The sequence below is a fragment of the Wolbachia endosymbiont of Tetranychus urticae genome (assembly GCF_046529255.1).
GTDB lineage: Bacteria > Pseudomonadota > Alphaproteobacteria > Rickettsiales > Anaplasmataceae > Wolbachia.
The window spans coordinates 1,379,619-1,405,980 of the sequence record NZ_CP114181.1 but is presented as its reverse complement, the minus strand read 5'-3'; the positions used below and the strand labels follow the sequence as shown (position 1 = coordinate 1,405,980).

Genomic DNA, 26,362 nt, shown 5'->3' with positions numbered 1-26,362 from the left:
TTACTAAAGTGAGTAAAGTAAATAAAAGATCCTCCACTTCTACTGTAGTAGATAAAAATTCTAGAAAATTTATAAAAATATCTTGTATTCCTAATTTCCCTGATTATACTACAGCAGTCTTATTATAGTAAGCTTAACACAAAATTAATAATACGCAATCTTATGACAATAATACTACATACCAAAGAAGAAATTTATCCACACGATAATAAGCCATCAGAACAAGAACAGTTAAACCAAGAATTTAGCTTGAAGCGCTTTAAACGTTTCAACGATATACCAGAATTACCACAGGGTTTTAGAATAGGTGAAGCAATTGGAGATGGTGATTGTTTTTTTGATGCAGTTGCGCAAGGTCTAAAACAATCAAGGCCTGAAATGGTCTTTACTGCTAAATCTTTAAGAAAAATTTGTCAGGAATTTGCGCAAACTGAGTTAGAAAAAGATCAATCTTGGCTTAGAGAAGCTTTAGAAAGAGAAGTTGAACCAATTGAGCAATATATCCCACGCATTGAATTGACTGCAGATGACATTAATCAAGGATCTGAATTAGCAAGAATATTAGGATTGAATTCTCCTATATGGGGTAGAAGCGAAATAGAAGGAAGGATAATTTGTCAAAAGTACAATGTAAAGTTACATATCATTGAAAAATATGATGTTGATGGAAAAGAAATATGGACTGATCAAATTGTAGATAAATCAAGCTCCAGGTCTGTAGGTGATAACGATGTTGATTATAATGATGCCAATACAATACATGTAATAAATAGTGGTAAGGGGCATTTTGAACCTATTATTCGAACTCAGGAAATTCAGCCTGTAAAATCGATGGAACAGCAGACAGATTTATCAAGAAGCAATTTAGAAAGAACTAATAATGAGCCTCAACCAGAGTCTTCAAATGCTAATCGAAGGAATCAGCAACATAATACTCAACCTAGAAGGTTCATTGATAAAAAGAAGCTTCCAAAGTTAGTAGATGCAATGAATAAAGGAGACTTCAATCTGTTTAAGAGTCTTTTGCGAGGTAAAGTAGATTTGAATGCTAGAGTTAATATTAATAATAACGTTAATGATAACACACTTCTCCACTATGCTGCCCGAAATGGTGTGGAATTAGTGATGCAAGAAATATTACAGCTGGAGCAGAAAATAGATGTTAATATTCGGAACAAACAAGGTGATACTCCCTTACACGCTGCTGTTCTATCTAGTAAAAGAAAGGTAGTGAGCCTGTTATTGAATTCTAAATTGGGAGTAGATGTTAATGCTCGGAATAATCAAGGTGATACTCCGCTACATGTTGCTGCTAAAAATGGCAAAGTAGGAATAGTGAGGGAGTTATTAGAGTCTCAACTAGAGATAAATGTTAATGCTCAGAACGAACAAGGTGACACTCCACTGCATGTTGCTGTTAGAGAAAATAAAGAACAAGTAGTTCAGAGACTACTAAAGACTAAGTTTAAAAAAGTAGATGTTAATGCTCAGAACAAACAAGGTGATTCTCCTTTGCACGTTGCTGTCAGAGAGAACAGAAAAGAAATATTCCAAGAACTGTTGAAGCCTGAGTCGAAAGTAGATGTTAATGCTCAGAACAAACAAGGTGATTCTCCTTTGCACGTTGCTGTCAGAGAGAACAGAAAAGAAATATTCCAAGAACTGTTGAAGCCTGAGTCGAAAGTAGATGTTAATGCTCAGAACAAACAAGGTGATTCTCCTTTGCACGTTGCTGTCAGAGAGAACAGAAAAGAAATATTCCAAGAACTGTTGAAGCCTGAGTCGAAAGTAGATGTTAATGCTCAGAACAAACAAGGTGATTCTCCTTTGCACGTTGCTGTCAGAGAGAACAGAAAAGAGATAGTCCAGGAAATGTTGAAGCTTGAGTCGAAAGTAGATGTTAATGCTCAGAACAAACAAGGTAGAACTATACTGCACGTTGCCGCTGAATATAGCAACGTACAAATAGTAAGAAAGTTATTGGAGACTAAGTGGGAAATAGATGTTAGTGCTAGGGACAAGGAAGGTGATACTCCACTGCACCTTGCTATTGTGAATGATAGAATAAGAATAGTTGAGGAGTTATTAGGGCCTAAGTGGGGAACAAATGTTAATGCTCAGAACAAACAAGGTGATACTCCTTTGCATTTTGCTATTAGAGAGAGTAAACAACGATCAAGAGGCAAAACAATAGTTAAAAAATTATTAAATTTGGATTCGATAATAAATATTAATATTCTGAACAAAGAAGATGGTACTCCTTTGCACCTTGCTGTCTCGTTGGGAGATTTAGCAATAGTACAAATGCTCTTAGATCCAAAATTAGAAGCAGATGTTAATTCCAAAAATTTTCAAGGTCAGACTCCGTTAGATATTGCTAATGAATTCAGTCGGACGTTGATAATAAATGCATTGTCAAATGCAAAACGCATAACTAATAAATCTGGTATTAATGACGCAGAGAATAACTTCGCTGACAGCGCTGACTCTACCTTTAAACATCAGTACTTTGATGCTTCTCCAACAGATGTGGGCGTCAAGGATGCAAATCATACAGATATTGATAAGTTAAATCGTGCCATACAAAAGGGTAATTTTAATCTATTCAAGAGTTGTTTGACAAGAGTAGTGAACATAAATACCAAAAACGCACAAGACCATAACAATACACCTCTGCATTACGCTGTTAATAGTGATAATAAGCGAATAATAGCTGAGTTGTTAGACCCGGAGAGGGAGGTGAATGTCAATGCTATAAATGACGAGGGCAATACTCCGTTGCACCTTGCTGTCAAATTGAAAAAATATCAGGCCCTAGAACTTTTATTAGGATTGGGATCAAGGTTAAATGTCAATGCTCAGAACAAAGAAGGTAATACGCCGTTACATATTGCAGTGATTCAAAAAGACGATCTAATAGTAAAAGATATTTTAGCTTTAAAAGGAAGAACATTAGATTTGTACGCTACAAATATGAAAGGCGAGACTGTTTTGGAAATTGCTCGTAGAGATCAAGATTCTTTAATATACAATATGTTCTCAGGTTCACAATCAGGGGCCCTTCAAAGTGATATTCCTTCAATACTGAGTTCATCTGATCATCAACATTTAATTCAGGATAGAATTAACGCTATCAGCAAATCAGATCATGGAAGCCTAGCATTGGAAATTTTGAATTCCGTGTCCTATTTTGCAAATACGCGTATACGCGGAACTATCTTTGTAGGTTTAGTAGATAATAACGATGAAAAATTGAGTTCGGTACTTAGTTTACTTATAGACGGGTCTTTAATAAGTGAAGTAAGTAGAAAACCAGAATATTTTCTAAGAATAAAGAAAGCAACTCAGGAAGCAATCAGAAAGCAGTTGGCACAGGAAAATAAAGAAGAAAAGGTTCTAGAAAAGGCTCTCGGGGTGTTCAAGAATGGTGTTGATCTACTTGATGTAAGACACGCTATTTCTGTTTGGGATTATGCAAGTAAGTATGATAAATTGGTAAAAGAATTTAATGAGATACCAATGCACATTCTTGATCTATTCCCTCAATCTCTGATAGAAAACGGAGAATTATATAAGTTTGCGAAAAGAGCATGTACTGCACTACAAAATGCTCTTGGTTCTGATGATCCTTACACTTTACTTTTAAAGCTAAAGCTATTTTCTGTATTGCAAAAAACATTCGAGAGTGACCGATCTCGAGGCATTACTACTAATGATGATACTGCAATAATAAAAGAAGATTTTTGGGAATTCAATCGATTGCGCAAAAAAGGAAGACTTATATTTCAAAACACTAAATACGAATACTTAAAGGCTAAGTTTACGAATCAGTGTATTGAGGTGTCCACGATGTTCCTGAAACTATATAAAGAGGCGGCTGATAGACTTGGTATAACTGAACTACACACTCATGCTCTCAATCTGGATGAAGAAGGTATTAGGGGTGCATTGATGAGAGGAGAATATTATGATGCTCTTGGTTTCGGAGGAAAAACCGCAAAGGAAATAGTTGAACATGTAAGGTATAAAAATGAAAAGGCGAGCTCTAATATTATAAAGCTCATTGGATCAATTGAGAAGTTATTCAATAACGTTAGGAACAATAACGAAAAAGGAGTTCGTGATCTCTTAAACACAAAGGATGCTAAGACACGCAAGGTGCTGCTACATACTCGCAATAGTGGTGGCAAGACTGCATTAGACGTAGCTAGGTCACTTATTAGTGATCTAATAGATAAAATAAAGGATGCTGAGAAACGCAATAGTGATGGCCAGACTGCATTAGACGTAGCTGGGTTACTTGTTCTGGAGCAGAGGAGGGAAGGATACGAAAGAATTGCTGAACTCCTCGCAAAAAATTTGGAATTTATCCCTAACTTAGTAGGTCTTCAATCCTTACCAGGGTGTTCTTCGACTACAACTTTAGGTAGAAGAAGGAGAAGAGCTAACACATGTGAGTGGATATCGTCAAACGATATAAGTAAGATCCTTGAGGAAAATACCAATGTTATTGACCAGACTATGACTATCAATAGCGACTTATTTCTAAAATATATTCAGGATGAATCACTATCAGAAAATAAGCGTTTTCAACTCATTCAATTAGCAGGAAAAGAGCGGCTTACAGGTGAATCTTCTAGTTTAGCAAACAAACTAATCAGCAATCAAAGGGTAATGAGTCATCTTGATAGAATAGGAAAAGTATCGGGAGCTGCTATGCAAGGCATGATGGCTAAGAATATTTTAGCTGATGCTGTTAATGGTGATTATCAAGGTCTAGCTATCAATCTAGGGTTTACTGCTCTACCATCTGGAGTTAAAGCTGCAGAAAATGCTGCTCTTGAAGGTTTAAACGCAGCTTCGCAGGCCTCATATGCTCGAGGATTTAAACTAGCTCCACTTGTAGAGTCATCTCTTGCTCAGTCCTTCAAATTATCATCTTCTTTCCTTGCTCGTGGTACATCAGGTTTTATTGCATATGATTTATATAATGAGGTAAAAGAGTATAAAAAAGGTAACAAAGATGCTCTTGTTGGTGTTGTAGGAGATAGCGTCTATTTAGGAGTTGATGCTGCGGAACTTGGTATAGAAGTTGCTGAAGGGTTCGGAATATTAGAGGGAGTTTCATCAGTTACAGGTCCTATAGGTGCTACAATTGGTGCTGTTGTGTTTGTTGGTACTGATATTTATCAAGCTGTAAAAAAAGTAGAAAACATTGATAGACTAGTACATCTAACAGAAAAGGAAAGGTTTATTGAAGGAATACGTGCATTTTTGCATGTGAGCCCTGAGCCTTATATAGAAGAATTGCTTCGTGAACAATTATTTGCCAGCCAATATATCTATAAAGCTGTTGATTACTTAAAGCATCATACTGATGTTAGAAAGTATGTTTTCCCGACTATGAAATCAGAAAGAAATTGTCAGTTTGTAAAAACACTTGCGTACCCATGTACTGCAATTTCGGACTCATGCGGCTTAACGTACCTACCAAAATGCGTGACTAAATATATAACATCAGGAAGTCATACAGCTGCATTTTTACATAAGATGTCGGATATCAGATCAAGTAGGGCAATTCCTGAAAGGGTACATGGTGGAGAATTATTTTGTTTACCCACTGCTTTTCCTATGTTTAAAGGTGATTATCCTGCTTCAAGCGAGGATGCCTATATCTGTGAAAACGCAATTGGGTTAGAGTATCCTTATGATAGGACAGCAAACTATACATATATCTCCCTAGGTACTGGTTATGATAAGATAATCGGTTTTCCACATGATAATCATGTGGTTGTTCTTGAGGACGGAGAGAAAATTGTTCGTCTAAATACAGGAGATGATACTATTATTTTAAAAGGTGACAAAATTACAGGTAGTATTGCTGGAGGTTCTGGTATCAACACTTTAGATCTGAGAGATTTTTCTAAGCAAAAGCATATATTAATCGATCAAAATATATATATTACTGGTGAATATGGGACAAAATTAGAACTCTATAAAATACATAACTTTCTATTAAGAGAAGATATTATTGATTCCCTAGTGATCAATGATTGTGAAACTAGATATATAGATGGTAGAGGAGGAAGGAATGAGGAGAACATGGACGATATTATTGTATATAAGAGTAGCAATAGTTGTTCACATGATATCAAGTTTGTTATCAGGACTTATACGAAAATTACCAACTATTCTCAAGGTGATTTCACCTATATGGTGCCCTTTGCAACAAGTAAAGGCAAAGCTTTCATTAACCTAAAACAAGTTCCAGGTACACACACATTTGTATTTAACTACACTCTATATGATATAGATAGCATTTATGTTGAAGACACTACTGTAAAATTTAACTTTAAAACTGATGCTGGTGACAGAAAAGTTACTCCAGAATTAACAAGAATAAATCTAGGTAACCACAACTATAAATCAGAGGGCACTACTTTTAGTATAACAATACATGGTCATAATTCCCCAATATATCACTTAGGGGACAATTCTGAGATAAGAATAATAAAGGGAGAACTATTTTTGTTACAAAACAGCAACAAATCAGTTGATGAAATAATTAATAGTTACTCTAGAGTAGCGAATAATTTGAAAATGTCTATCTTTGTCCACTCATTACTAAACAACGAATCTATTGTAGTTGGGCATGGAAAACATGATGTTATAGAGAATAATCCTAAGTACAAGAGTCATCTAGTTGGTAACGGTGGTGAGAACATATTTGTGGTTACATCTGATAAACTACCTATACCAGAAATAGTACTTTATGATCTTGATCAAGAAAATAAAATAGACACTCTAGATTTACGTCAAGTAAGAAAACAAGTAGAAAGTGATTTAAATGTAAAGCTTAAAGCAAGAATTATTACAAGTGACAAAGATTTAATAATATGGCTCTTTTATGAAAAAGATCACGAAGTATCAAAAGGTACCATAGTAGAAGGTACTGTAGTACAAGTAAGATTAAAGAATGGTCTATTAACAAATTGGTATGAAAGACTACATGTAATTATGAATCACGTACCAATGAAAATAGAGGAATTTAAGTTAAGACCACTACCTTTAGTATTCGATAATAACGAGGAAATAATTAGAATAGCAGCGGAAGATGTAGATAAAAATAATAAGATCATTATATCACAGAAAATTGAAGATTATACTTTCAGTAAATTAGAAAACGATCTAATAATGACCTTTAATAACAATGCAAGTTTGATACTCAGTGAATTTTATAAAAACAAAGAAATGGAAACACTAACTATTAGATTTGCAAATAAAGAAGTAACAATAAAGGATGAGTTAAATAATGTAAGAAGTTTTGATGATTTAAAAGAAGAGTATAGAAACAATACTGCTAATATTATCAATAGTTTCAACAATTCTACTGAGGCAACTGAGGCAAGTAATTCGACTGAGACAAGTGTGAAATCCTTCATAAGGAATAGAAGAAATATAGAAAGTAATGTAAAAAGTGCAGCTAATAGACCAACTTCATTTATAAATACTATAGCAAGTACTTTCACTAATGCTGTAATAGGTACTTTACAAGGTATTACTCAATTTATTTCAGCTAGAACTTCTGCATCAGGGTATTCAACTCAATGTCATATAGATGATAAGCCTAGTAATTATAAAAGCTCTTTTAATGGATATAAACCTGAGAGTTCAATATCACAAGTTAATGTACAAACGGATATAAATAGTACAATACTATTACTTGACTTACTGATTAGAAGGGTTACAGGTCAAAAATATAATTCTACAGCAGAGCAGTCTATATCTCCACCAGAAGCAAGAGATTATGCCTTAAGTATTACAGACAGCTTCGAAAAGGTATTAGCTAAAAGCTCTGGATGTGAAATATCAAAGTTGGACTTCGATTGGTTTAATAAGTTGTTTAGGTCTATAGAAGGTAGTATGATTAGCGGTCAGTACTCTAAAGTGCCAAGAATATTGCATGAATCTGCTAAGAATATTTGTAGTAATCCAAGTGAAAAGTTTTTTAGCGATGTAGAAAGAAATATTAAAAGAATGCTTAATGATATGGTGAAAGAGAATTCTTTAAATGTAGAGAAAAGATCGACTATAAACAATAATACACCTTTGTCTTCACTCAGCAAGATTGATATAGAACCTGTTAGGAGGAGAAGAGCTATAGGTTGAGCAGTGGTTTAGCATTACTTTGCTTTCTAAGGGTATGTATCCATTTGTAGAATATTCAAGTGCTTTATATTCTGGAAGAAGTATAATTAATAAGATGGCAACTAAAAATATTACTTTTGAAGTTTTTTTATTTCATCTATAGAAAGTCCGGTTGTTTCAGCTATAACATCTATAGACATACCAGCTTTAAGTGATTTTTTTGCCACTGCTACTTTAGCTTTCATTTCACCCTCTTCTCTACCTCTTTCCTCGCCGATTTGAATACCTCTTTCCTCGCCGATTTGAATACCTTCTTGTCTACCTTCATGTTTAGCATCATCAAGTTTTTGAGCAAGGACAGCCTGTTCATCACGAATACGCTTGATCTCTTGTTCATAGGCAATAAATTCTTTTTCTGACCAGTTGAACCTATTGAGTTCTTCATATGCTCTTTTAATTATTAGATCACTTCCTATTATTCTTTCTAACTCTTCTTCACTAGTTTCATCTGCATATCTAAAAAAGTAGACCCATTTTTCAACTATACTTGAAAGCTGATCTTCTTTGGTTTTTGGAAATTTAGGCAGCTCAATAAATACAAAATAAAAATCTTTTAGATCATGTTCATTAGTATCTTCATCCCGAATGGTGTGTTTTGATTTATACTCAGCCTTATCCGGAAATAGTATACAATCTGCTATAGCAATAAAGATAATTTCCTTAAGGTCATGGTATTGATCACCTTTATCCGCTTGTCTTGAGTAAGCTTTAGCTGCGTAGTATTGGGCACGTTTTTCAAAGCCTTTGGTTTTAGCGACCTGCATCTCAATTATCCATTGCACTCCTGTAGAATCTCTACATAGCACATCAACAATACTTTGCTTTTTAGATGCAATATCAGGATCTTGAATAGTACTTAAAAACTCTATATCCTGTATTGCATTTTTGCCAGTAAAGCTCAAAATATCATTTAGAAAGTGAATGAGGATATCTTTATTCTTTTCAGTACCAAAGATACGCCGAAACGCAACATCATTTTTTGGATCGAGAAACTTAGAAAGAGCCATGAGAAAGTAAGATAAAAAGCATTAATAATTATACGCAATTCTGAAGAAATATTCAACAATTAAACGTAATGTTAACCCGTATAATATTTATGACAAACATCTCGATAAGGTATCAGATAGAACACAAAGTAAGAAGCTGGAGGTTAAAGAGAAAATATACTCTGAAAGATTTAGCAGGCAAAGTAAACATAAACTATCATACGCTGCTAAGATATGAGCAAGGAGCATGTGGCATTCCAATTGGGAAGTTAAAAATATTAGCAGATGCATTATCAGTTCCTATTAGAAATCTATTTCCCAAACGAAAGGTGCTAAGAGAAAATAGCTGTTTTGATAAAGCTAAGGAACAAGCAATGTATAATCTAATGCAAAGATACATACAAATAGGAGAGCGAGAACTACGCAAGGTGGTTTATGCTTTGACCCAATCTATTCAAGCTGAAAAGGAAAGTAATATCAAAGCAGCAAGAATAAGAATTGCAAAGAATCTAGTTAAGGCAGAGTTTGATAATGACATTATCTATCGAGCAACGGGCTTATCAACTGAAGAATATGCTGATAAAGATAGTATCGGCTGTACAAGTCAAAATGGAGGACAAGAGATCAAGAAGTGGAGAATAATCAGAGGCTATACACAAGAAGAATTAGCAAAAAAGCTAGATGTAGGTCCCTCACAGATACATCATTATGAGCAAGGTAGTGTTACTCTTTTAAGTGAAAGGTTGTGGGAGATAGCAAGAGAATTATCAGTGAATGCTGAAGATCTGATAAAGGAAGAAGATAATTATGAAGATGGTGAAGCAGAAAATGATTTATTAAGTTGGGCGAGGGAATATAGAAAAATTGACAATCAAGAATCACGAGATGAGCTAAATATATGGGCAGAATTTTTCTTGCAAAGAAAGCAAATTTACAAAGAAAAGATTTACAAAATAGAGGAAATGAAAGTTGCAAATAATTTACTTCAGTTAGGTTTTTCTACTGATGTTATTTCTAAAATAATTGATTAACAACAACCTTTTTACATAACTTGAAAACAAATATATATTAATATCTTTACCTATCCATGAAAAAATAAGTAAAAAAGATTGAAAAATTGATTTGACTTCACTCAAAAGCTATGGCTCTATGCCAATGCTGATAAAAAACAGCAGTAAATAATTAAAAATAATTTGTTATTAACGAGGAGTATATTTTATGAATAATAGTGAAAAACTTACAGAAGAAATAGAAAGAGTACTACAAAGCGGAGGAGGAGGTGCTCTATTTGATCGTGAGATAGTGTCAGTGCTTCTAGGAGCAGTTCACGACAGAAAGCAAGCACAAGATGTTACTAAAACTCTAATGGATAATTGTCCAGGAATAGGAGAAATTTTGGGACGAGAAATCGATGATCTGAAAATGATAGAAGGAATGACCGAACATGCAGCTGCAGCAATTGAATGTGTTAAAGAAGCTTATAAAAGAGCACTCAGAGAAGGATTAAAGAGAGGCCCAGTAATGGATAGCCAAGAAAAGCTGATAGAGTATGTAAGGGTAAACATAGGCTTTTCAGCAAAAGAAGCTGTCCAGATAATATACTTGGATAAACAGAACCGTTTGATAAGAGATGAAGTGTATTTTGGTACAATAGATGAAGTACACCTATCTGAAAGGAAAGTGGTAAAAAAGGCGTTATCAATGGAAGCAGCGTCAATAATATTAGCTCATAACCATCCAGGAGGGAGTTTAGAACCATCAGAAGATGATAAAGTAATGACTAGAGAATTAGTGTCAGCATGTCAAGGAGTGGGAATTGAGTTAGAGGATCACATTATTATGACAGACAAAGGATATTGCAGCTTTAAGGAAAGAGAGTTGTTATAAATCAAATTTCAATTGCTTGAGAAGTTTGGCTACCACACAGTAGCAAGAAAACTAAGTCAAGAATCTGGAGAGAGATATTGGAGAATTACAAAATATAAAAGATCTTTGTATAGTTTGTATATTAAGTTGTAGTTAAAGAATAAAAGTCCTGATAAAGCTATTATTTTATTAGAAATAGTTGCAAAATATACAAGATCTTTTTATAATTTGCGTATTAAGTTAATTATAAAGCAATAAATTGCTCTTTAGACTTGAATAACATGCTTAATAGGAGGCTATATGACTACTAAAAAAACAGTATCATTTGATGATACAGATGGAAATACTTATGAGTTAATCATTGATTCTAAAAAGTTACCAAAAGGACTATATAGTGCTATTGAAGGTATAAGGCGTACTGGCAAAAAAAATCAGCAGCCTGTATTTGTAGACGAGATTGATCCGAAAATATTTGATGATAAAAGCAGGTTTGAGAATCCTGAAGGTGTGCCTTCCCCTAGCGATGCTTCTGAAAAATCAATCAATCTTGGAGAAGGACGTAAGATTTATAACACAAAATCTTCAAATCGTCAAAATCCGTTTATTCCAACCTTAAGCAAGATAGAGCTAAGTGCAAGTGAAAATGCAGAATTAAGATGGTTTAAAAGTAGAGTAGTAAAGGCAAAAAGCGTAGATGAACTGAACAAAGTGATAGACCAGGCACTAAGCGCTGGAATAAGGATAAATGCGCATAGCGAAGGACAGAAGAGTTTTGCTGATACGGTGATATCGAAAATGTCTTTGATCAAATGCAAAGAAAATGAGAAGGAAGATATAATATGTGAATTAATGCTAAATGGAGCGATATTCAGTTACGATCTATTGCAGGATAAGGGAATAATTGAAATGCATAACAAACTCTATCAAGAGATTCGTCCACAGATAGATGAGTTGCTAAAAGAACTGAGAGAAATTGGTGAAAGTGCTATTGAAAATGAAGGAATCATAGAAGACGTGGAAATAGATAATCAGACGTTTTTTATGAAATTTTCTGAGAGTAGTAAGGTAAATATTGCAAGAATATTGGAAGGTACAAAAAATTTAGGATTAACCACAGGAGAGGTAAAATTAGGAGGTGATGTTATAGAAATTGGGAATAGTAAGGTTGAGGTTAAAAGTGGAAAAGAAGGTGAAAGGAATTATGTTGATGTGTCTGACAATAGTGCTTTTGAGGTAGCATTTCCCACAAGTATTGGTAGCCTAAAAATTGTAATATGCCATAATGCAAGAAATGATCGTCAAGTAGAGATTAGAGTAGCAGATAAAGAAATGTGGTCTGAACTACAAAAAAAAGGGGAAACTATAGGAAAAGGGTGTTTTTTTGGAGGAATGACAGTCACAGAAGCAGTAGAAAAAGGAAGTTTCCCTAGGAGTGGTAAGTGGAGTAAAGAAAAGGTAAAAGAAGAAATAAAGGCGATTAGTAATAATGAAGCATTATCATGGGTTAATAGGGTGTGTGGAGGTAGTAAAGAAACCTCTCGAAAGCTTTAAACAATCGGAAACTTTTCCTCAATAAAGTTAAGCTATAGCAAAAAATTTTCTAGCAGGGTATATATGTTTATTTCCGTAAAAATAGTGAACAATAATACAAAGAACATTAGCCCTGCAAGATACAAAATAGCACAAAAAATAAGAAGCTGGAGGCTAAAACAAAAGTATACCCTAAAAGATTTAGTAGAGAAAACAGGTATAAAGTATCATATGTTGCTAAGATACGAGCAAGGAACATGTGGCATTCCAACTAAAAAATTAAAAGTTATAGCGGAAGCATTATCAGTTCATGTTGGTATAGTATTTCCTAAAGTAAATGATAAAGGTATAATAAAGTATTTGAGTTATAATGGCATATAGTGTGGATTTAAGGGAAAAGGCAGTATTGATGATAGAAAAAGGGAAGGCAAAGGTTGAGATAGCAGAGCTCATGGAGATAGGAATAGCAACGCTGTACCGCTGGTTAAAAAAGAAAGCTGCTGGTGAAAGCCTAAAGCCATCTAAAACGGTAGCTTTATTCGAAAAATAGACCCAAAAATACTCGAAGAATATGTTACAAAGAATCCAGATCATACTCTGGCAGAGATGAAACAAAATCTTGGATTTGGAATAAATTCAATTTGGTATAGACTAAAACAGCTAAAAATTACTTTAAAAAAAAGTCACACTATATCAAGAGCGCAATCAAGAAGATAGGCAGCAATCTATTGATAAAATCTCAAAAATAGACCATTCCAGCATCTTATACCAGTTCCCACTATGTAAAGAACAGATAGACAATAATGGGAAAGAAGTGATACTAGAGTAGATAAAATAGAGAGGTATAAATGGCATTAAGGTCAAAACTGTTAGACGAAAAAGTTGTAAATTTGGCGAAAGAAATGTTAAAAAAGGTCAGAAATAACGCATATGTTTCAAAAAAGTTACAAGCGGTGATAGCAGGAAAAGAAAGTAGTATAAGCGCTGTGGCAAGAATATGTAAAATTTCAAGGACTGCTTTGACTGAATGGATAAAGCATCTAAAATTTGGTAGAGTAGAAAAATTATTTTCCCCTTCTCAGCGGCGAAGAAAAAGCAAATTAAACAAAAATCAACGTGAGCAAATTGAAATATGGGTAGAAAGAAATCCAAATATTACTATTAAGGAAGTGCAAATAAAAATCTCAGAGGAATTTGGCCTAAACATTAGCAAATCAACAGTGCATCGTGAGATACAAAGGATGAAGTTTTCTTATATAACACCGAGGCCAATTCACCATAAACAAGATAAAAACAAGCAAGAAGAGTTTAAAAAATACTTCAATAAAATAGTCAATTCCCACCCTGAAAAGGAGGTATTTTTTTGATGAATCACGATTTGGAACTCATTCAAAAATCGGACACGGATGGTTTAAAAAAGGGGTCAGAACGCAGGTTAAATGAAAATTGGTAGACAAAATTTCTATATCTACAGTGCGGTAAATCCAAGAAGTGGTAAGAAAATTAGCCTACTTGCTCCATATGTAAACACTGATTGTATGAATATATTTCTGGAGCAGATGTCGAAAGATTTAGGCACGAAAAAAGCCTTTCTTGTAATGGATTGTGCAGGCTGGCATAGATCAAAAAGTTTGAAAATTCAGAAAAACATTACCATTATATACTTGCCTCCTTATTCACCAGAACTGAATCCTGTTGAGAGGTTGTGGCAATATATCAAACACAATACTTTACGCAACAGAGTCTACGATACCATAGGCTTACTTGAAGATGTTCTGTGTAATTTTATTGTCAGTATTTCCAGTGCTACTATTAAACGAGTTTGTAATGTTTCTTATTTGTTCGATTAGTAATGGAATTTGGTATCAGTATAGTAGCCGGGTGGATTGGAATGAGATTTATTGCACCAATGACTTTCAAAGGTGGGTGTGACAAAGAGGTATTCAATATATGGTTGGAGAAACCTAAATTGCCACTTGGCACAACCATAGTTATGGATAATGCTACATTTCATAAGACCACTAAAACAAAATCATTAATAGAGTCTTTTGGCTGTCATGTGCTGTATCTTCCAACATATTCACCAGATTTGAATCCTCACTTTTACCCACAACTTTGAGAGGTCATTATGCGAAGCATAACCATGCTTTCCCTGAGGTTTTCATAACCACGCCATAGAGTCATAGTTCCTGGTAAATTATCACTTTTTCTATTCATAAATCCACCTAATTTTCCTAACCAAATAATAGCTTGTTTTATGTTTGGAGGTTCTTCTGGCAATTTGGCTACTTTATGCTCACGTATGTAAAGGGTTTTCCACTCTTCATTACTTAAAACCTTAGTACAAACCTCCATAGGATTCGATAAAGCGATTTTTGTTAAATATAAAATATTAAATGCAATAATGCTCTTTATAGCGATTAATTTCTCTAATCTTTCTTTTGTAGCTAAACGAGAGCTTTCTACCTTACATCCTGATTTTAAAATCCTAAAATACTCCTCGATTTTCCATCTTAGCTTATACCAATTTATCCTTTCTATAGCATCTAAAGTGCTATTAACTGGTACATTAGTCAGCAAAGTCCAATCAATAGCTTCTACTCTTTCAGGAGGATTTGTTTCTTTGGCACTTACTACATATATAGCGATTTTATCACTTATTTTATGCTCTGTATCTTTCGATCCATAAATGTAAGGAGATCTGATAGGTATATAGCCTTTCATATACCTGACTTCAATGTTAGCTTTTCTTGAGATCTGGTATTTATTTTCAGCAACATTCAAGACAATTTCCTTTTTTACAGGCAGTTGAGTTATACGTGTTTGCAAATCCGTTTTTCCCCCTTCAATACAGATGAATTTCCTATTAGTTCGGTTGCGGATTACATAAAAACTGTCCAATGATTCAACAGTCCATAAAAACTTAAAAATATCTGCTTCCCTATCACCAATAGTAACAAGCTGTACACCTTCTGCGAGGTTATTTAGGGTTTCTTTTAGTGCCGCTATCCACTTATAGCTTTCTTTCTCCTTTATAGCAGTACGGTATTTCCTGTTTGCTTTTTCTTGGGCTGTTTCTTCCCTGATAGAACGTGCCCAACACTGTTGAGAAGATAGCCCTAAAGGTAATCCGTCTTTGTTAACCATTAAGTTACTGTGCAATAACAAACCCTTTTTATATTTTGTATAGGCTTTAGAAATACTACCTAGACCCTTAGTCTTTATATGAGAGTCAAAATCCAAATAACTTGTATCTTGAACTGAAAATACCAGCTCATTTCCTTTTATCCTTTCCATAGTTTCTTTATAATGGGAAGAATAAATTTCCTTAGCTTCAAGCTTCTCATTGCTAAATAATCTGTATGCACCTTTAGCTTCTTTCCATCCTACACAGCTTTGACTAATTGACCCAGACGCCTTATTCTCTATTAAATAGCTTGTTTTAATAAGTCTTGTATTAAGCCTTACATCTCCCAGATTAACATGTCTCAACTCTTTTTCTAGCCATTTATCTCCTAAGCCATCAGCACATTGTACATTTCTATTTACTTCACACATTTTTACCTCATCTTAAGTATATTTTTCTCTATCTTACTTGCTTTTTATACTTGTGGGTAAAAGTGAGATTTGAATCCCATAGAACACTGTTGGCATACCATCAAAAGCCGCCTCAGACCTCTAATGTATAAATGTACAGACTTACAACTTTTGGTTGGTAATACCATAATGGAAATTTATCATTCATTTTAGAAAATACTATAATAAAGCCATCGTTCTCTAGATTAAAACAAATTGTGTATGGAGTAATATCGTTTACTATTGTATGTGGCTTAAAGTGCCAACCAAAGCATTTGAGTATGAATTTTATTATAGGAGGAAATAGCCATTTAGGTTTTGATATGTGTAGTAATTTCACTACAAGTTTTTTGAATGAGCTAAAGGATTTATTGATAACGCATCCTAAATGAACATTGTCATCTTTTTTAAACTTTTTATAAACCTCTGCAGCTATTGGTCCTCGAGCGCAGCTTCCATATAATACTATATTATCTGGGTAAATGCCTTGCTTTAGAAGATCTGAAATGACTGCAATTCCTGCATTTACTCGATTTTGACCGTTTAAAGAATGACCTTTGCTTTTTCCAGAACCAGGAAAATTAATAAGGTGAACATCCATACCTGCTTCAGCTGCCCAATTCCATTCACTTTTGTCTTCATCTGGCTCTTTTTCAAAAGTATATGTAAGCCCTGGAAAATAAACTATATGCTTTTTCTTTCTGCTATCTGCACTGCTCTTCGAGTTTGACATCACTATCTTTTGAATTCGCATTCCATTTTGAACTTCTACGAACTCTTCCCTAATTTTTATTGTATTTTCTTCTGTTACTTTCATTTTGCGTTTTTCACTATATTGATTTAATAATACATGAAATTTTAGAAAAAATCAATTTTTACTAAAAAATTAATCAATAACGCATCTATCTTTGTATTTATTGGAATTAAGGTAGTAATGAGAAATGTCTCTTGACATTTGATAAACCTAAACGTAGCCTAAAACAATTTGGTGTTTATTTATGACATTTGTTCAATCACTTAATGATCAATTAGATAGTTTACACTTATTAAAACACCCGTTTTACGAGTCATGGAACGAAGGTAGCTTAAGCCTGCAGGCTCTGCGAACCTATGCTAAGGAATATTATCACCATGTTGCTGCTTTTCCTCGTTATATCAGCGGTATACATTCCTTGTGTCCGAATTTGAAAATGCGGCAAATTTTACTTGGTAATTTAATAGAGGAAGAGCAAGGCGACGAGAATCACCCAGAATTATGGCAGCATTTTGCTGAAGGACTGGGAGTAGCACGTTCAGAGCTTTGTGAAAATGCACAAATTAAGGAGACACGAGAATTAGTTGATGGTTATTTTGACATTGTAAAATCAGATTTTGCAGCAGGTCTTGGAGCTCTGTACGCTTATGAACGTCAAACTCCAGAGGTTTCTAAGTCTAAAATTGAAGGTCTGAAAAAACACTATTCAATAAATGATGAGCGTTCTCTCAAATTTTTTACCGTTCATATGGAAGCTGATGAGTGGCATTCTGAGGAATGTGCAAACCTTATTGCAGATTTAAGCGAAGAAGAGCAAGAGAAAGTCATACAAGGCGCTAAAAAAGGAGCAAAACTCTTGTGGGGTTTTCTTGACGGCATGCTGAATGTTAACGTTTGCCATTAATTATAAGTAGATACTAAATTCAGTGGTAGCATGTAATCTTCTTATATCTAATCTGCGGCTGTGGGTTCATTTAGGATGTAGCGCAGAAGAGAAGTTTTCTCCCCAATTGGTGAGTATTGACGTTGATTTCACTTTTAAATCTCCTCCTTCAGGGCTTACAACTGATCAACTTAAAGATACTATCTGCTCCTTGGAAGTAGTGCAAAATATTCAATCTCTTGTTCAGGGCAAGCAATTTAATTTAATCGAGCATTTAACTCATGAGATATACAGAGCCATTAATAACCTTTTGCTGCGAAAGAAGCATATTATTTCTTCTGTCAGGGTGACTACTCACAAAATCGCACCACCAGTTCCTGGTGTGCATGGGGGCGTTTTTTTTACTTACTGTAATGAATTGCAAGAATGATCTATATTTCTATTGGCTCAAACATAGGGAATCGTCTTTCTCATTTACAAAAGGCTACTCAGTTACTAAAGAAGCGCTATTTAAAAGGCTTAAAGTCTTCGATCATTCTAGAAACTGAGGCTATTTTACCAAATGGTGCTCCACCTGAGTGGAATAAGCCATTTCTTAACATGATTGTCTATGGAAGTTGTTCTTCTTCTCCCGAGGGGCTATTAAAAGGCTTAAAACAAATCGAATGTGATATTGGTCGTCCACAAGTCTATGAAAAATGGGCACCTCGTGTTATTGATTTAGATATTTTGTTATGGGATGATCTAACGCTTGATATACCTGACCTTAAAATTCCTCACCCAGAATTAGTAAATAGACCATTTTTGCTCCACTTGATGGCAATGGTTAACAAAACCTTTGCTTTCAATGTTCAAGACTGTTTTTCAAAGAGTTTTACGCTTTCACCAAAGCTTATGGGTATCGTCAATATTACCCCTGATTCATTTTCAGATGGTGGTCTTTATTATGATGCGAATCGAGCAACCAAGCAGGCATTGCAGTTGGTATCAGATGGTGCAAGCATAGTTGATCTTGGTGCTCAATCAACAAGGCCTGGAGCTTCAATAAAGACGCCAGAGGAAGAGTATGAACGTCTAAAACCAGTACTTGATAATCTTAGCGACTATATGAAAAATGGTGATATTGAAGTCAGCATTGATAGTTTTTGGCCAGACGTTATTTTAAACGTTTTGAAGCACTACAATATTGCCTGGGTAAATGATCAGAAGGTAGATCTGAGTAGTAATACCTTAAAAGAAGTTGCTAGCAGTGGGTGTAGTGTCGTTATTATGCATTCACTTTCGATACCACCACATAAGGACAATATTATTTCACATGACACTGACCCAATTGATATCATAAATAATTGGGCAGAGAAGAGCATTAATAGGTTACTTGACCTTGGTTTTGATGAAAATTCAATAATTATTGATCCTGGTATTGGTTTTGGCAAATCTATGTATCAGAATATTCAGATTTTACGCAGTATAGAAACTTTACAAAATTTTGGCTGCAAGGTTTTAGTTGGTCATTCCAGAAAGTCATTTATTTCCTCTTTTTCCATAGAATCTCCCTCTAATAGAGATTTAGAAACAATTGCTACATCTGCTATACTGCAAAATAAGGTTGATTTCCTTAGAGTACATAATGTACGTGACCACATGAGATTTTTTGTAGCCCAAGCTGTCTTAAAGGGATGAAGATTATTGGAATTATGGCTGTTGACCCTAATGGGGTAATTGGAATAAATAATGATTTGCCCTGGCGTTATCCAAGTGAGTTTAAACATTTTTGTCAAGTAACCGACAAGCAAGTTATTGTGATGGGAAAAAAGACATTTGAAACCGTGCCTCAGAGTATACTAAAGAATCGTACACCTATTGTTTTCTCCCGTAACAAGTGTTTTAATAGAGGCCCAAAATGTACTGTTGTCTCTTCCATGCAAGAATTTCTGTCAATTCAAAGTAGTTCTCAAGTCTTTGTGATTGGTGGGGCACAAATAGCACACCTTTTTTTAGAGCATAACCTAATCTCAGAATTTATTATGACTGAAATTCACAAGCCCTATAAGGGTGATACATACCTCAATTTAGCATTTTTTGATGGATGGAATAAAACTATTCTCGTCAGAACAGAAGACTATACTATATTCAATTGTATCCGTTCGGCAGAGTAGTAAAATAAGGTAGGCGAGAAAAGACAACTATCAGTGCATGACACTGGCTCCTTTATGATGGTCAGTGCCCAGAAACTGGCATCTACCGTCTTAAACATCAAGATAAAAATTATTGTTTTTTATCATAGCATTTAAACAAATGATGATTTTTCTCATTACAGCAACTAAAGCAACTTTAGCGGCTTTGCCGGAGTCAACTAAACGCTGGTAAAATACTTTCATTTTTTTATTATGACGCATTGCAACCACAGCAGACATGTATAATGCTTTTCGAGCATAAAATCTGCCACCTATGACTTGGGCCTTGCTTACTTTCCTTCCGCTTTCACTAGTTTTTGGTGCAACTCCAACTAGACAAGCTATTTCCTTATTATCTAATACCAATTCCCACTATGTAAAGAACAGATAGACAATAATGGGAAAGAAGTGATACTAGAGTAGATAAAATAGAGAGGTATAAATGGCATTAAGGTCAAAACTGTTAGACGAAAAAGTTGTAAATTTGGCGAAAGAAATGTTAAAAAAGGTCAGAAATAACGCATATGTTTCAAAAAAGTTACAAGCGGTGATAGCAGGAAAAGAAAGTAGTATAAGCGCTGTGGCAAGAATATGTAAAATTTCAAGGACTGCTTTGACTGAATGGATAAAGCACATAAAATTTGGTAGAGTAGAAAAATTATTTTCCCCTTCTCAGCGGCGAAGAAAAAGCAAATTAAACAAAAATCAACGTGAGCAAATTGAAATATGGGTAGAAAGAAATCCAAATATTACTATTAAGGAAGTGCAAATAAAAATCTCAGAGGAATTTGGCCTAAACATTAGCAAATCAACAGTGCATCGTGAGATACAAAGGATGAAGTTTTCTTATATAACACCGAGGCCAATTCACCATAAACAAGATAAAAACAAGCAAGAAGAGTTTAAAAAATACTTCAATAAAATAGTCAATTCCCACCCTGAAAAGGAGGTATTTTTTTGATGAATCACGATTTGGAACTCATTCAAAAATCGGACACGGATGGTTTAAAAAAGGGGTCAGAACGCAGGTTAAATGAAAATTGGTAGACAAAATTTCTATATCTACAGTGCGGTAAATCCAAGAAGTGGTAAGAAAATTAGCCTACTTGCTCCATATGTAAACACTGATTGTATGAATATATTTCTGGAGCAGATGTCGAAAGATTTAGGCACGAAAAAAGCCTTTCTTGTAATGGATTGTGCAGGCTGGCATAGATCAAAAAGTTTGAAAATTCAGAAAAACATTACCATTATATACTTGCCTCCTTATTCACCAGAACTGAATCCTGTTGAGAGGTTGTGGCAATATATCAAACACAATACTTTACGCAACAGAGTCTACGATACCATAGGCTTACTTGAAGATGTTCTGTGTAATTTTATTGTCAGTATTTCCAGTGCTACTATTAAACGAGTTTGTAATGTTTCTTATTTGTTCGATTAGTAATGGAATTTGGTATAACCTACCAAGTTCAGGTACCTCTATGAGTAGGATACTTGCGGTTTTCCGTCCAACACCTTTATAGCTAGTTATAGTATTTCCTAAAGTAAATGATAAAGGTATAATAAAGTATTTGATACCAATTCCCACTATGTAAAGAACAGATAGACAATAATGGGAAAGAAGTGATACTAGAGTAGATAAAATAGCGAGGTTTAGATGGCATTAAGATCAAAACTGTTAGACGAAAAAGTTGTAAATTTGGCGAAAGAAATGTTAAAAAAGGTCAGAAATAACGCATATGTTTCAAAAAAGTTACAAGCGGTGATAGCAGGAAAAGAAAGTAGTATAAGCGCTGTGGCAAGAATATGTAAAATTTCAAGGACTGCTTTGACTGAATGGATAAAGCACATAAAATTTGGTAGAGTAGAAAAATTATTTTCCCCTTCTCAGCGGCGAAGAAAAAGCAAATTAAACAAAAATCAACGTGAGCAAATTGAAATATGGGTAGAAAGAAATCCAAATATTACTATTAAGGAAGTGCAAATAAAAATCTCAGAGGAATTTGGCCTAAACATTAGCAAATCAACAGTGCATCGTGAGATACAAAGGATGAAGTTTTCTTATATAACACCGAGGCCAATTCACCATAAACAAGATAAAAACAAGCAAGAAGAGTTTAAAAAATACTTCAATAAAATAGTCAATTCCCACCCTGAAAAGGAGGTATTTTTTTGATGAATCACGATTTGGAACTCATTCAAAAATCGGACACGGATGGTTTAAAAAAGGGGTCAGAACGCAGGTTAAATGAAAATTGGTAGACAAAATTTCTATATCTACAGTGCGGTAAATCCAAGAAGTGGTAAGAAAATTAGCCTACTTGCTCCATATGTAAACACTGATTGTATGAATATATTTCTGGAGCAGATGTCGAAAGATTTAGGCACGAAAAAAGCCTTTCTTGTAATGGATTGTGCAGGCTGGCATAGATCAAAAAGTTTGAAAATTCAGAAAAACATTACCATTATATACTTGCCTCCTTATTCACCAGAACTGAATCCTGTTGAGAGGTTGTGGCAATATATCAAACACAATACTTTACGCAACAGAGTCTACGATACCATAGGCTTACTTGAAGATGTTCTGTGTAATTTTATTGTCAGTATTTCCAGTGCTACTATTAAACGAGTTTGTAATGTTTCTTATTTGTTCGATTAGTAATGGAATTTGGTATGAGTTATAATGGCATATAGTGTGGATTTAAGGGAAAAGGCAGTATTGATGATAGAAAAAGGGAAGACAAAGGTTGAGATAGCAGAGCTCATGGAGATAGGAATAGCAACGCTGTACCGCTGGTTAAAAAAGAAAGCTGCTGGTGAAAGCCTAAAGCCATCTAAAAACGGTAGCTTTATTCGAAAAATAGACCCAAAAATACTCGAAGAATATGTTACAAAGAATCCAGATCATACTCTGGCAGAGATGAAACAAAATCTTGGATTTGGAATAAATTCAATTTGGTATAGACTAAAACAGCTAAAAATTACTTTTAAAAAAAAGTCACACTATATCAAGAGCGCAATCAAGAAGATAGGCAGCAATTTATTGATAAAATCTCAAAAATAGATCATTCCAGCATCTTATATATAGATGAAGCAGGAGTTGATAATAAGTTATACCGAGAATATGGACGTACTCCAAGAGGAAAGAAAATTTATGCAGATATTCCAGCGAGAGAGAATCAGTATAGTAGCCGGGTGGATTGGAATGAGATTTATTGCACCAATGACTTTCAAAGGTGGGTGTGACAAAGAGGTATTCAATATATGGTTGGAGAAACCTAAATTGCCACTTGGCACAACCATAGTTATGGACAATGCTACATTTCAGATGTGTGATTCATAGAGGTTATTGCAACTAATTTGTCAGATCAAGTCTGAACTTGAAATATCTGTTAAGAGGTTTTGTATTTTTGAAGTGACTTTAACTCTTGGTTATGTTTGTAATTTTGCATGACAAATGTTTCTTTTGATGAAGTATAATTTTTTTGTATTTCACTTAGACAAGGAATTGTTTTTTCCAGTTCTTTATATTTTTCCCAAGGAGTCTTTCCCTGAAGAGAGCTATGAGGACGTTGTTTATTATAATATTCTTCCCAATCCCTAAGCTTGACTTGCAATTCATAATCCTTAATGTTAACGCTACTATAAAATTCATCTAAATCTGTACGCTGCGCTCTTTCTACTTTACCATTTCAATGTGGGGAAAACGGCTTAATTGGACGGAATTTTATTTTCCATTCTTTTAGACACTCTTGCACTTCGTAAGTAAAAAATTCTTGTCCTCTATCGGTTTGAATCCTTTGACAATGAAATGGAGCCCTTTCCCTTAATTGTTTTAAGAAATCCAGAGTATTTTTTGAAGTACGCCTTGAGTATAATGCGATAACTTTATAACGCGTACAATCATCTATAGCAGTATATTGATAAAGCCCCGAGGATATTTTGCAAACATCCATTTGTACACGCTCTCCTGGCACTTTGCAGTTATAACGCTTAATCTGCTTGCGATAGTGGCGTTTAATACGTAAAAGACTTACATCGTGTTTCTTCAAAATTTTGTGTATAGTAGCCAATGCAAAAGAGATATCATGTAAACGCTTCAATTCAGCTTGAATACGTCTTGCTCCTAATTTTCTAGCTTTTCTCAGATGAAGAATGAGCTGCTCATTTGACTCGTTGATTTTTTGTAAGGGTAAAGTTTTAGGCCTGCTACTAAGGTTTGACAATCCCTGTGCACCTAGCTTTTCATAACGTTTGTACCATTTTCGTAAGGTAAAGCGTGAAATGTTATAGTGTTGACACACTTTACCTGCATGACCTAATTTTTTGTATAATTCTATCCAATTCAAACGCAACTTAACTTTGGTATCCATTTACTGATTGCCTCTTGTTGATGAATTTATTCATATTGTTGTAATAAGGTATTTAAACTATCACAAGTCAAAGTTTTTATTTTATCTTACATTTTTGCTGTAATAACCTCTATGAATCACACATCTTATGAAATGTAGCATTATCCATAACTATGGTTGTGCCAAGTGGCAATTTAGGTTTCTCCAACCATATATTGAATACCTCTTTGTCACACCCACCTTTGAAAGTCATTGGTGCAATAAATCTCATTCCAATCCACCCGGCTACTATACCGATTCTCTCTCGCTGGAATATCTGCATAAATTTTCTTTCCTCTTGGAGCACGTCCATATTCTCGGTATAACTTATTATCAACTCCTGCTTCATCTATATATAAGATGCTGGAATGATCTATTTTTGAGATTTTATCAATAAATTGCTGCCTATCTTCTTGATTGCGCTCTTGATATAGTGTGACTTTTTTTTAAAGTAATTTTTACCTGTTTTAGTCTATACCAAATTGAATTTATTCCAAATCCAAGATTTTGTTTCATCTCTGCCAGAGTATGATCTGGATTCTTTGTAACATATTCTTCGAGTATTTTTGGGTCTATTTTTCGAATAAAGCTACCGTTTTTAGATGGCTTTAGGCTTTCACCAGCAGCTTTCTTTTTTAACCAGCGGTACAGCGTTGCTATTCCTATCTCCATGAGCTCTGCTATCTCAACCTTTGTCTTCCCTTTTTCTATCATCAATACTGCCTTTTCCCTTAAATCCACACTATATGCCATTATAACTCAAATACTTTATTATACCTTTATCATTTACTTTAGGAAATACTATAGTGAACCGGCAATCTTAAAATGCTTGCAAGATCTACTTATACCAATTCCCGCTATACAAGCAACGAATAGAAAATAATGGAAAAAAGCCATACTGAAGTAAGTAAAATAGCGAGGTTTAGATGGCATTAAGATCAAAATTATTGGATGAAAAAGTGGTGAAATCAGCAAAAGAGATGCTGAAGAGAGTAAGAAATAATGCGTATGTTGCAAAAAAACTAAATGCTGTAATTGCAGCAAAAAAGCACAGTATAACAGCTGTAGCAAAAATATGTTACATTTCGAGAAAGGCAATTACTACATGGATAAAGCACATAAAATTTGGAAGAGAAGAAAAATTATTTGCTCCACCTCAACGCCGTAGAAAAACTATATTGAACCAAAGTCAACTTGAACGAATTGAGTTGTGGATAGAGGAAAACCCCAATATTACTATTAGAGAAATGAGAATAAGAATCCAAGAAAGATTTGGTTTGAATATCAGCAAATCCGCAATACATCGTAATATGCAAAGAATGAAATTCTCATATATCACACCAAGACCAGTTCATAGTGGACAAGATAAAAACAAGCAAGAGGAGTTTTAAAAAAAACCTCAATGAAACTATTGTCATGCATTCTGAAAAAGAGCTATTTTTCTTCGATGAATCACGGTTTGGTACACATTCGAAAGTTGGACATGGGTGGTTTAAAAAAGGCAGTAGGACACAGGTTAAGGTAAAATTAGGTAGGGAAAATTTTTATCTCTATAGTGCAGTTAATCCCAGAAATGGAGAGAATTTTAGCTTATTTGCACCAAACGTCAACACTGATTGTATAAATATATTCCTTGAACAGATGTCGCAATATTTAGGAATACGAAAGGCTTTTCTCTTGATGGATTGCGCTAGTTGGCATAAGTCAAAAAATTTAAAGGCACCTAAAAATATCGAAATTATATACCTACCACCATACTCACCTGAACTCAATCCTGTTGAGAGGTTTTGGTTATATATAAAACAGAACATTTTACGCAATAAAATCTACGATACAATTGTTCTGCTTGAATGCGCTTTGTGTAAATTTATTTGTGTGATTCATAGAGGTTATTACAGCAAAAATGTAAGATAAAATAAAAACTTTGACTTGTGATAGTTTAAATACCTTATTACAACAATATGAATAAATTCATCAACAAGAGGCAATCA

21 protein-coding genes and 4 pseudogenes are annotated in these 26,362 nt (G+C 34.3%); 18 read left to right on the top strand and 7 right to left on the bottom strand.

From position 1 onward, the window contains the following. Positions 1 to 162: 162 nt before the first annotated feature. Complete coding sequence (locus O1Q06_RS07330; RefSeq protein WP_410542545.1) at positions 163 to 8,169, top strand: ankyrin repeat domain-containing protein; 8,007 nt, start codon at positions 163 to 165, stop codon at positions 8,167 to 8,169. Positions 8,170 to 8,279: 110 nt separating this feature from the next. Here the strand turns inward: O1Q06_RS07330 and O1Q06_RS07325 are convergent, their stop codons facing one another. Next, positions 8,280 to 9,215, bottom strand: a complete 936-nt coding sequence (locus O1Q06_RS07325) for an Rpn family recombination-promoting nuclease/putative transposase (RefSeq protein ID WP_410542544.1) — start codon at positions 9,213 to 9,215, stop codon at positions 8,280 to 8,282. An 89-nt stretch (positions 9,216 to 9,304) separates the two neighbouring features. Between O1Q06_RS07325 and O1Q06_RS07320 the strand changes: the two genes are divergently transcribed. The 8 genes and pseudogenes from O1Q06_RS07320 (at position 9,305) to O1Q06_RS07285 (ending at position 14,709) form a co-directional block, all read left to right on the top strand. Continuing rightward, a complete protein-coding gene (locus tag O1Q06_RS07320) occupies positions 9,305 to 10,225 on the top strand; it encodes a helix-turn-helix domain-containing protein (protein ID WP_410542228.1) in 921 nt (306 codons plus the stop codon). A gap of 187 nt (positions 10,226 to 10,412) precedes the next feature. Then, positions 10,413 to 11,081, top strand: coding sequence for a JAB domain-containing protein (locus O1Q06_RS07315; RefSeq protein ID WP_410542261.1), 669 nt, complete (start codon positions 10,413 to 10,415; stop codon positions 11,079 to 11,081). A 279-nt stretch (positions 11,082 to 11,360) separates the two neighbouring features. After that, a complete protein-coding gene (locus O1Q06_RS07310; protein WP_410542464.1) occupies positions 11,361 to 12,611 on the top strand; it encodes a hypothetical protein in 1,251 nt (416 codons plus the stop codon). An 84-nt stretch (positions 12,612 to 12,695) separates the two neighbouring features. Beyond that, positions 12,696 to 12,971, top strand: a complete 276-nt coding sequence (locus O1Q06_RS07305; protein ID WP_410542465.1) for a helix-turn-helix domain-containing protein — start codon at positions 12,696 to 12,698, stop codon at positions 12,969 to 12,971. After that, positions 12,961 to 13,140, top strand: a complete 180-nt coding sequence (locus O1Q06_RS07300) for an IS630 transposase-related protein (protein WP_410542246.1) — start codon at positions 12,961 to 12,963, stop codon at positions 13,138 to 13,140. Before O1Q06_RS07305 ends, O1Q06_RS07300 begins: the two co-directional genes overlap by 11 nt. After that, entirely contained in the window at positions 13,128 to 13,307 is a 180-nt protein-coding gene (locus O1Q06_RS07295; RefSeq protein WP_319606739.1) for an IS630 transposase-related protein, read from the top strand. Before O1Q06_RS07300 ends, O1Q06_RS07295 begins: the two co-directional genes overlap by 13 nt. Before the next feature lie 131 nt (positions 13,308 to 13,438). Further along, positions 13,439 to 14,440, top strand: a pseudogene (locus O1Q06_RS07290) (IS630-like element ISWpi10 family transposase). A 2-nt stretch (positions 14,441 to 14,442) separates the two neighbouring features. After that, a complete protein-coding gene (locus O1Q06_RS07285) occupies positions 14,443 to 14,709 on the top strand; it encodes a transposase (RefSeq protein WP_410542308.1) in 267 nt (88 codons plus the stop codon). Here O1Q06_RS07285 and O1Q06_RS07280 read toward each other — a convergent pair. Together O1Q06_RS07280 and O1Q06_RS07275 are read right to left on the bottom strand one after the other, a co-directional pair. Continuing rightward, positions 14,694 to 16,148 carry an IS4 family transposase gene (locus O1Q06_RS07280; protein ID WP_410542423.1) on the bottom strand — a complete coding sequence of 485 codons (1,455 nt, stop codon included), beginning with the start codon at positions 16,146 to 16,148 and terminating at the stop codon, positions 14,694 to 14,696. The genes O1Q06_RS07285 and O1Q06_RS07280 overlap by 16 nt on opposite strands. A 112-nt stretch (positions 16,149 to 16,260) precedes the next feature. Then, positions 16,261 to 16,983 carry a hypothetical protein gene (locus O1Q06_RS07275; RefSeq protein WP_410542543.1) on the bottom strand — a complete coding sequence of 241 codons (723 nt, stop codon included), beginning with the start codon at positions 16,981 to 16,983 and terminating at the stop codon, positions 16,261 to 16,263. 181 nt (positions 16,984 to 17,164) lie between these two features. Here O1Q06_RS07275 and O1Q06_RS07270 point away from each other — a divergent pair, with 181 nt between their 5' ends. Genes O1Q06_RS07270 through O1Q06_RS07255 form a run of 4 tightly spaced genes read left to right on the top strand, consistent with a single transcriptional unit; the run spans position 17,165 to position 19,959 of the window. Then, positions 17,165 to 17,824 (top strand): CADD family putative folate metabolism protein, encoded by a 660-nt coding sequence (locus tag O1Q06_RS07270; RefSeq protein ID WP_410542542.1) that lies wholly within the window; start codon positions 17,165 to 17,167, stop codon positions 17,822 to 17,824. 22 nt (positions 17,825 to 17,846) lie between these two features. Beyond that, positions 17,847 to 18,233: a dihydroneopterin aldolase gene (locus tag O1Q06_RS07265; protein WP_410542541.1), complete on the top strand. Its 387-nt coding sequence runs from the start codon at positions 17,847 to 17,849 to the stop codon at positions 18,231 to 18,233. Then, entirely contained in the window at positions 18,230 to 19,483 is a 1,254-nt protein-coding gene (gene folP, locus O1Q06_RS07260; RefSeq protein WP_410542540.1) for a dihydropteroate synthase, read from the top strand. The genes O1Q06_RS07265 and folP overlap by 4 nt, the downstream gene beginning before the upstream one ends. Continuing rightward, a complete protein-coding gene (locus tag O1Q06_RS07255; protein WP_410542539.1) occupies positions 19,480 to 19,959 on the top strand; it encodes a dihydrofolate reductase in 480 nt (159 codons plus the stop codon). Before folP ends, O1Q06_RS07255 begins: the two co-directional genes overlap by 4 nt. Positions 19,960 to 20,049: 90 nt before the next feature. Here O1Q06_RS07255 and O1Q06_RS07250 read toward each other — a convergent pair whose 3' ends face one another. Continuing rightward, the gene (locus O1Q06_RS07250) at positions 20,050 to 20,343 is read right to left on the bottom strand and encodes a transposase (RefSeq protein ID WP_410542538.1); all 294 of its coding nucleotides are present in this window, start codon (positions 20,341 to 20,343) and stop codon (positions 20,050 to 20,052) included. Positions 20,344 to 20,419: 76 nt separating this feature from the next. Between O1Q06_RS07250 and O1Q06_RS07245 the strand changes: the two are divergent. From O1Q06_RS07245 to O1Q06_RS07230, 4 genes and pseudogenes are all read left to right on the top strand, one after another. Then, a pseudogene (locus O1Q06_RS07245) lies at positions 20,420 to 21,421 on the top strand (IS630-like element ISWpi10 family transposase). 216 nt (positions 21,422 to 21,637) lie between these two features. Then, positions 21,638 to 22,639: pseudogene (locus O1Q06_RS07240) on the top strand (IS630-like element ISWpi10 family transposase). A 24-nt stretch (positions 22,640 to 22,663) separates the two neighbouring features. Next, entirely contained in the window at positions 22,664 to 23,044 is a 381-nt protein-coding gene (locus O1Q06_RS07235; protein ID WP_410542537.1) for an IS630 transposase-related protein, read from the top strand. A 24-nt stretch (positions 23,045 to 23,068) separates the two neighbouring features. After that, positions 23,069 to 23,323 (top strand): hypothetical protein, encoded by a 255-nt coding sequence (locus O1Q06_RS07230; protein ID WP_410542536.1) that lies wholly within the window; start codon positions 23,069 to 23,071, stop codon positions 23,321 to 23,323. A 49-nt stretch (positions 23,324 to 23,372) separates the two neighbouring features. On the opposite strand, the pseudogene O1Q06_RS07225 reads toward O1Q06_RS07230, so the two are convergent. The 3 genes and pseudogenes from O1Q06_RS07225 to O1Q06_RS07215 all read right to left on the bottom strand — a co-directional run bounded on the left by O1Q06_RS07225 (position 23,373) and on the right by O1Q06_RS07215 (position 25,124). Beyond that, positions 23,373 to 24,353, bottom strand: a pseudogene (locus tag O1Q06_RS07225) (IS481 family transposase). A gap of 109 nt (positions 24,354 to 24,462) precedes the next feature. After that, positions 24,463 to 24,720 (bottom strand): hypothetical protein, encoded by a 258-nt coding sequence (locus O1Q06_RS07220; RefSeq protein WP_410542535.1) that lies wholly within the window; start codon positions 24,718 to 24,720, stop codon positions 24,463 to 24,465. 56 nt (positions 24,721 to 24,776) lie between these two features. Then, on the bottom strand, positions 24,777 to 25,124 hold the full coding sequence (locus O1Q06_RS07215) for an IS630 transposase-related protein (RefSeq protein ID WP_410542358.1): 348 nt from the start codon (positions 25,122 to 25,124) through the stop codon (positions 24,777 to 24,779). A gap of 173 nt (positions 25,125 to 25,297) precedes the next feature. On the opposite strand from O1Q06_RS07215, the gene O1Q06_RS07210 reads away from it, so the two are divergent. Next, a protein-coding gene (locus O1Q06_RS07210) for an IS630 family transposase (protein WP_410542534.1) occupies positions 25,298 to 26,285 on the top strand; the annotation gives its coding sequence in 2 pieces (ribosomal slippage) (positions 25,298 to 25,756 and positions 25,758 to 26,285; 987 coding nt in all). Positions 26,286 to 26,362 lie beyond the last annotated feature (77 nt).

Excerpts from the sequence above, each read along its gene's own strand:
- O1Q06_RS07300 (WP_410542246.1), top strand. The coding sequence starts at position 12,961 with ATGGCATATAGTGTGGATTTAAGGGAAAAGGCAGTATTGATGATAGAA.
- O1Q06_RS07320 (WP_410542228.1), top strand. The coding sequence starts at position 9,305 with ATGACAAACATCTCGATAAGGTATCAGATAGAACACAAAGTAAGAAGC.
- O1Q06_RS07280 (WP_410542423.1), bottom strand. The coding sequence starts at position 16,148 with ATGTGTGAAGTAAATAGAAATGTACAATGTGCTGATGGCTTAGGAGAT.
- O1Q06_RS07315 (WP_410542261.1), top strand. The coding sequence starts at position 10,413 with ATGAATAATAGTGAAAAACTTACAGAAGAAATAGAAAGAGTACTACAA.
- O1Q06_RS07220 (WP_410542535.1), bottom strand. The coding sequence starts at position 24,720 with ATGAAGCAGGAGTTGATAATAAGTTATACCGAGAATATGGACGTGCTC.
- O1Q06_RS07310 (WP_410542464.1), top strand. The coding sequence starts at position 11,361 with ATGACTACTAAAAAAACAGTATCATTTGATGATACAGATGGAAATACT.
- O1Q06_RS07235 (WP_410542537.1), top strand. The coding sequence starts at position 22,664 with ATGGCATATAGTGTGGATTTAAGGGAAAAGGCAGTATTGATGATAGAA.
- O1Q06_RS07215 (WP_410542358.1), bottom strand. The coding sequence starts at position 25,124 with ATGGCATATAGTGTGGATTTAAGGGAAAAGGCAGTATTGATGATAGAA.
- O1Q06_RS07330 (WP_410542545.1), top strand. The coding sequence starts at position 163 with ATGACAATAATACTACATACCAAAGAAGAAATTTATCCACACGATAAT.
- folP (WP_410542540.1), top strand. The coding sequence starts at position 18,230 with ATGATCTATATTTCTATTGGCTCAAACATAGGGAATCGTCTTTCTCAT.
- O1Q06_RS07325 (WP_410542544.1), bottom strand. The coding sequence starts at position 9,215 with ATGGCTCTTTCTAAGTTTCTCGATCCAAAAAATGATGTTGCGTTTCGG.
- O1Q06_RS07270 (WP_410542542.1), top strand. The coding sequence starts at position 17,165 with ATGACATTTGTTCAATCACTTAATGATCAATTAGATAGTTTACACTTA.
- O1Q06_RS07255 (WP_410542539.1), top strand. The coding sequence starts at position 19,480 with ATGAAGATTATTGGAATTATGGCTGTTGACCCTAATGGGGTAATTGGA.
- O1Q06_RS07285 (WP_410542308.1), top strand. The coding sequence starts at position 14,443 with ATGGAATTTGGTATCAGTATAGTAGCCGGGTGGATTGGAATGAGATTT.
- O1Q06_RS07275 (WP_410542543.1), bottom strand. The coding sequence starts at position 16,983 with ATGAAAGTAACAGAAGAAAATACAATAAAAATTAGGGAAGAGTTCGTA.
- O1Q06_RS07230 (WP_410542536.1), top strand. The coding sequence starts at position 23,069 with ATGAAGCAGGAGTTGATAATAAGTTATACCGAGAATATGGACGTACTC.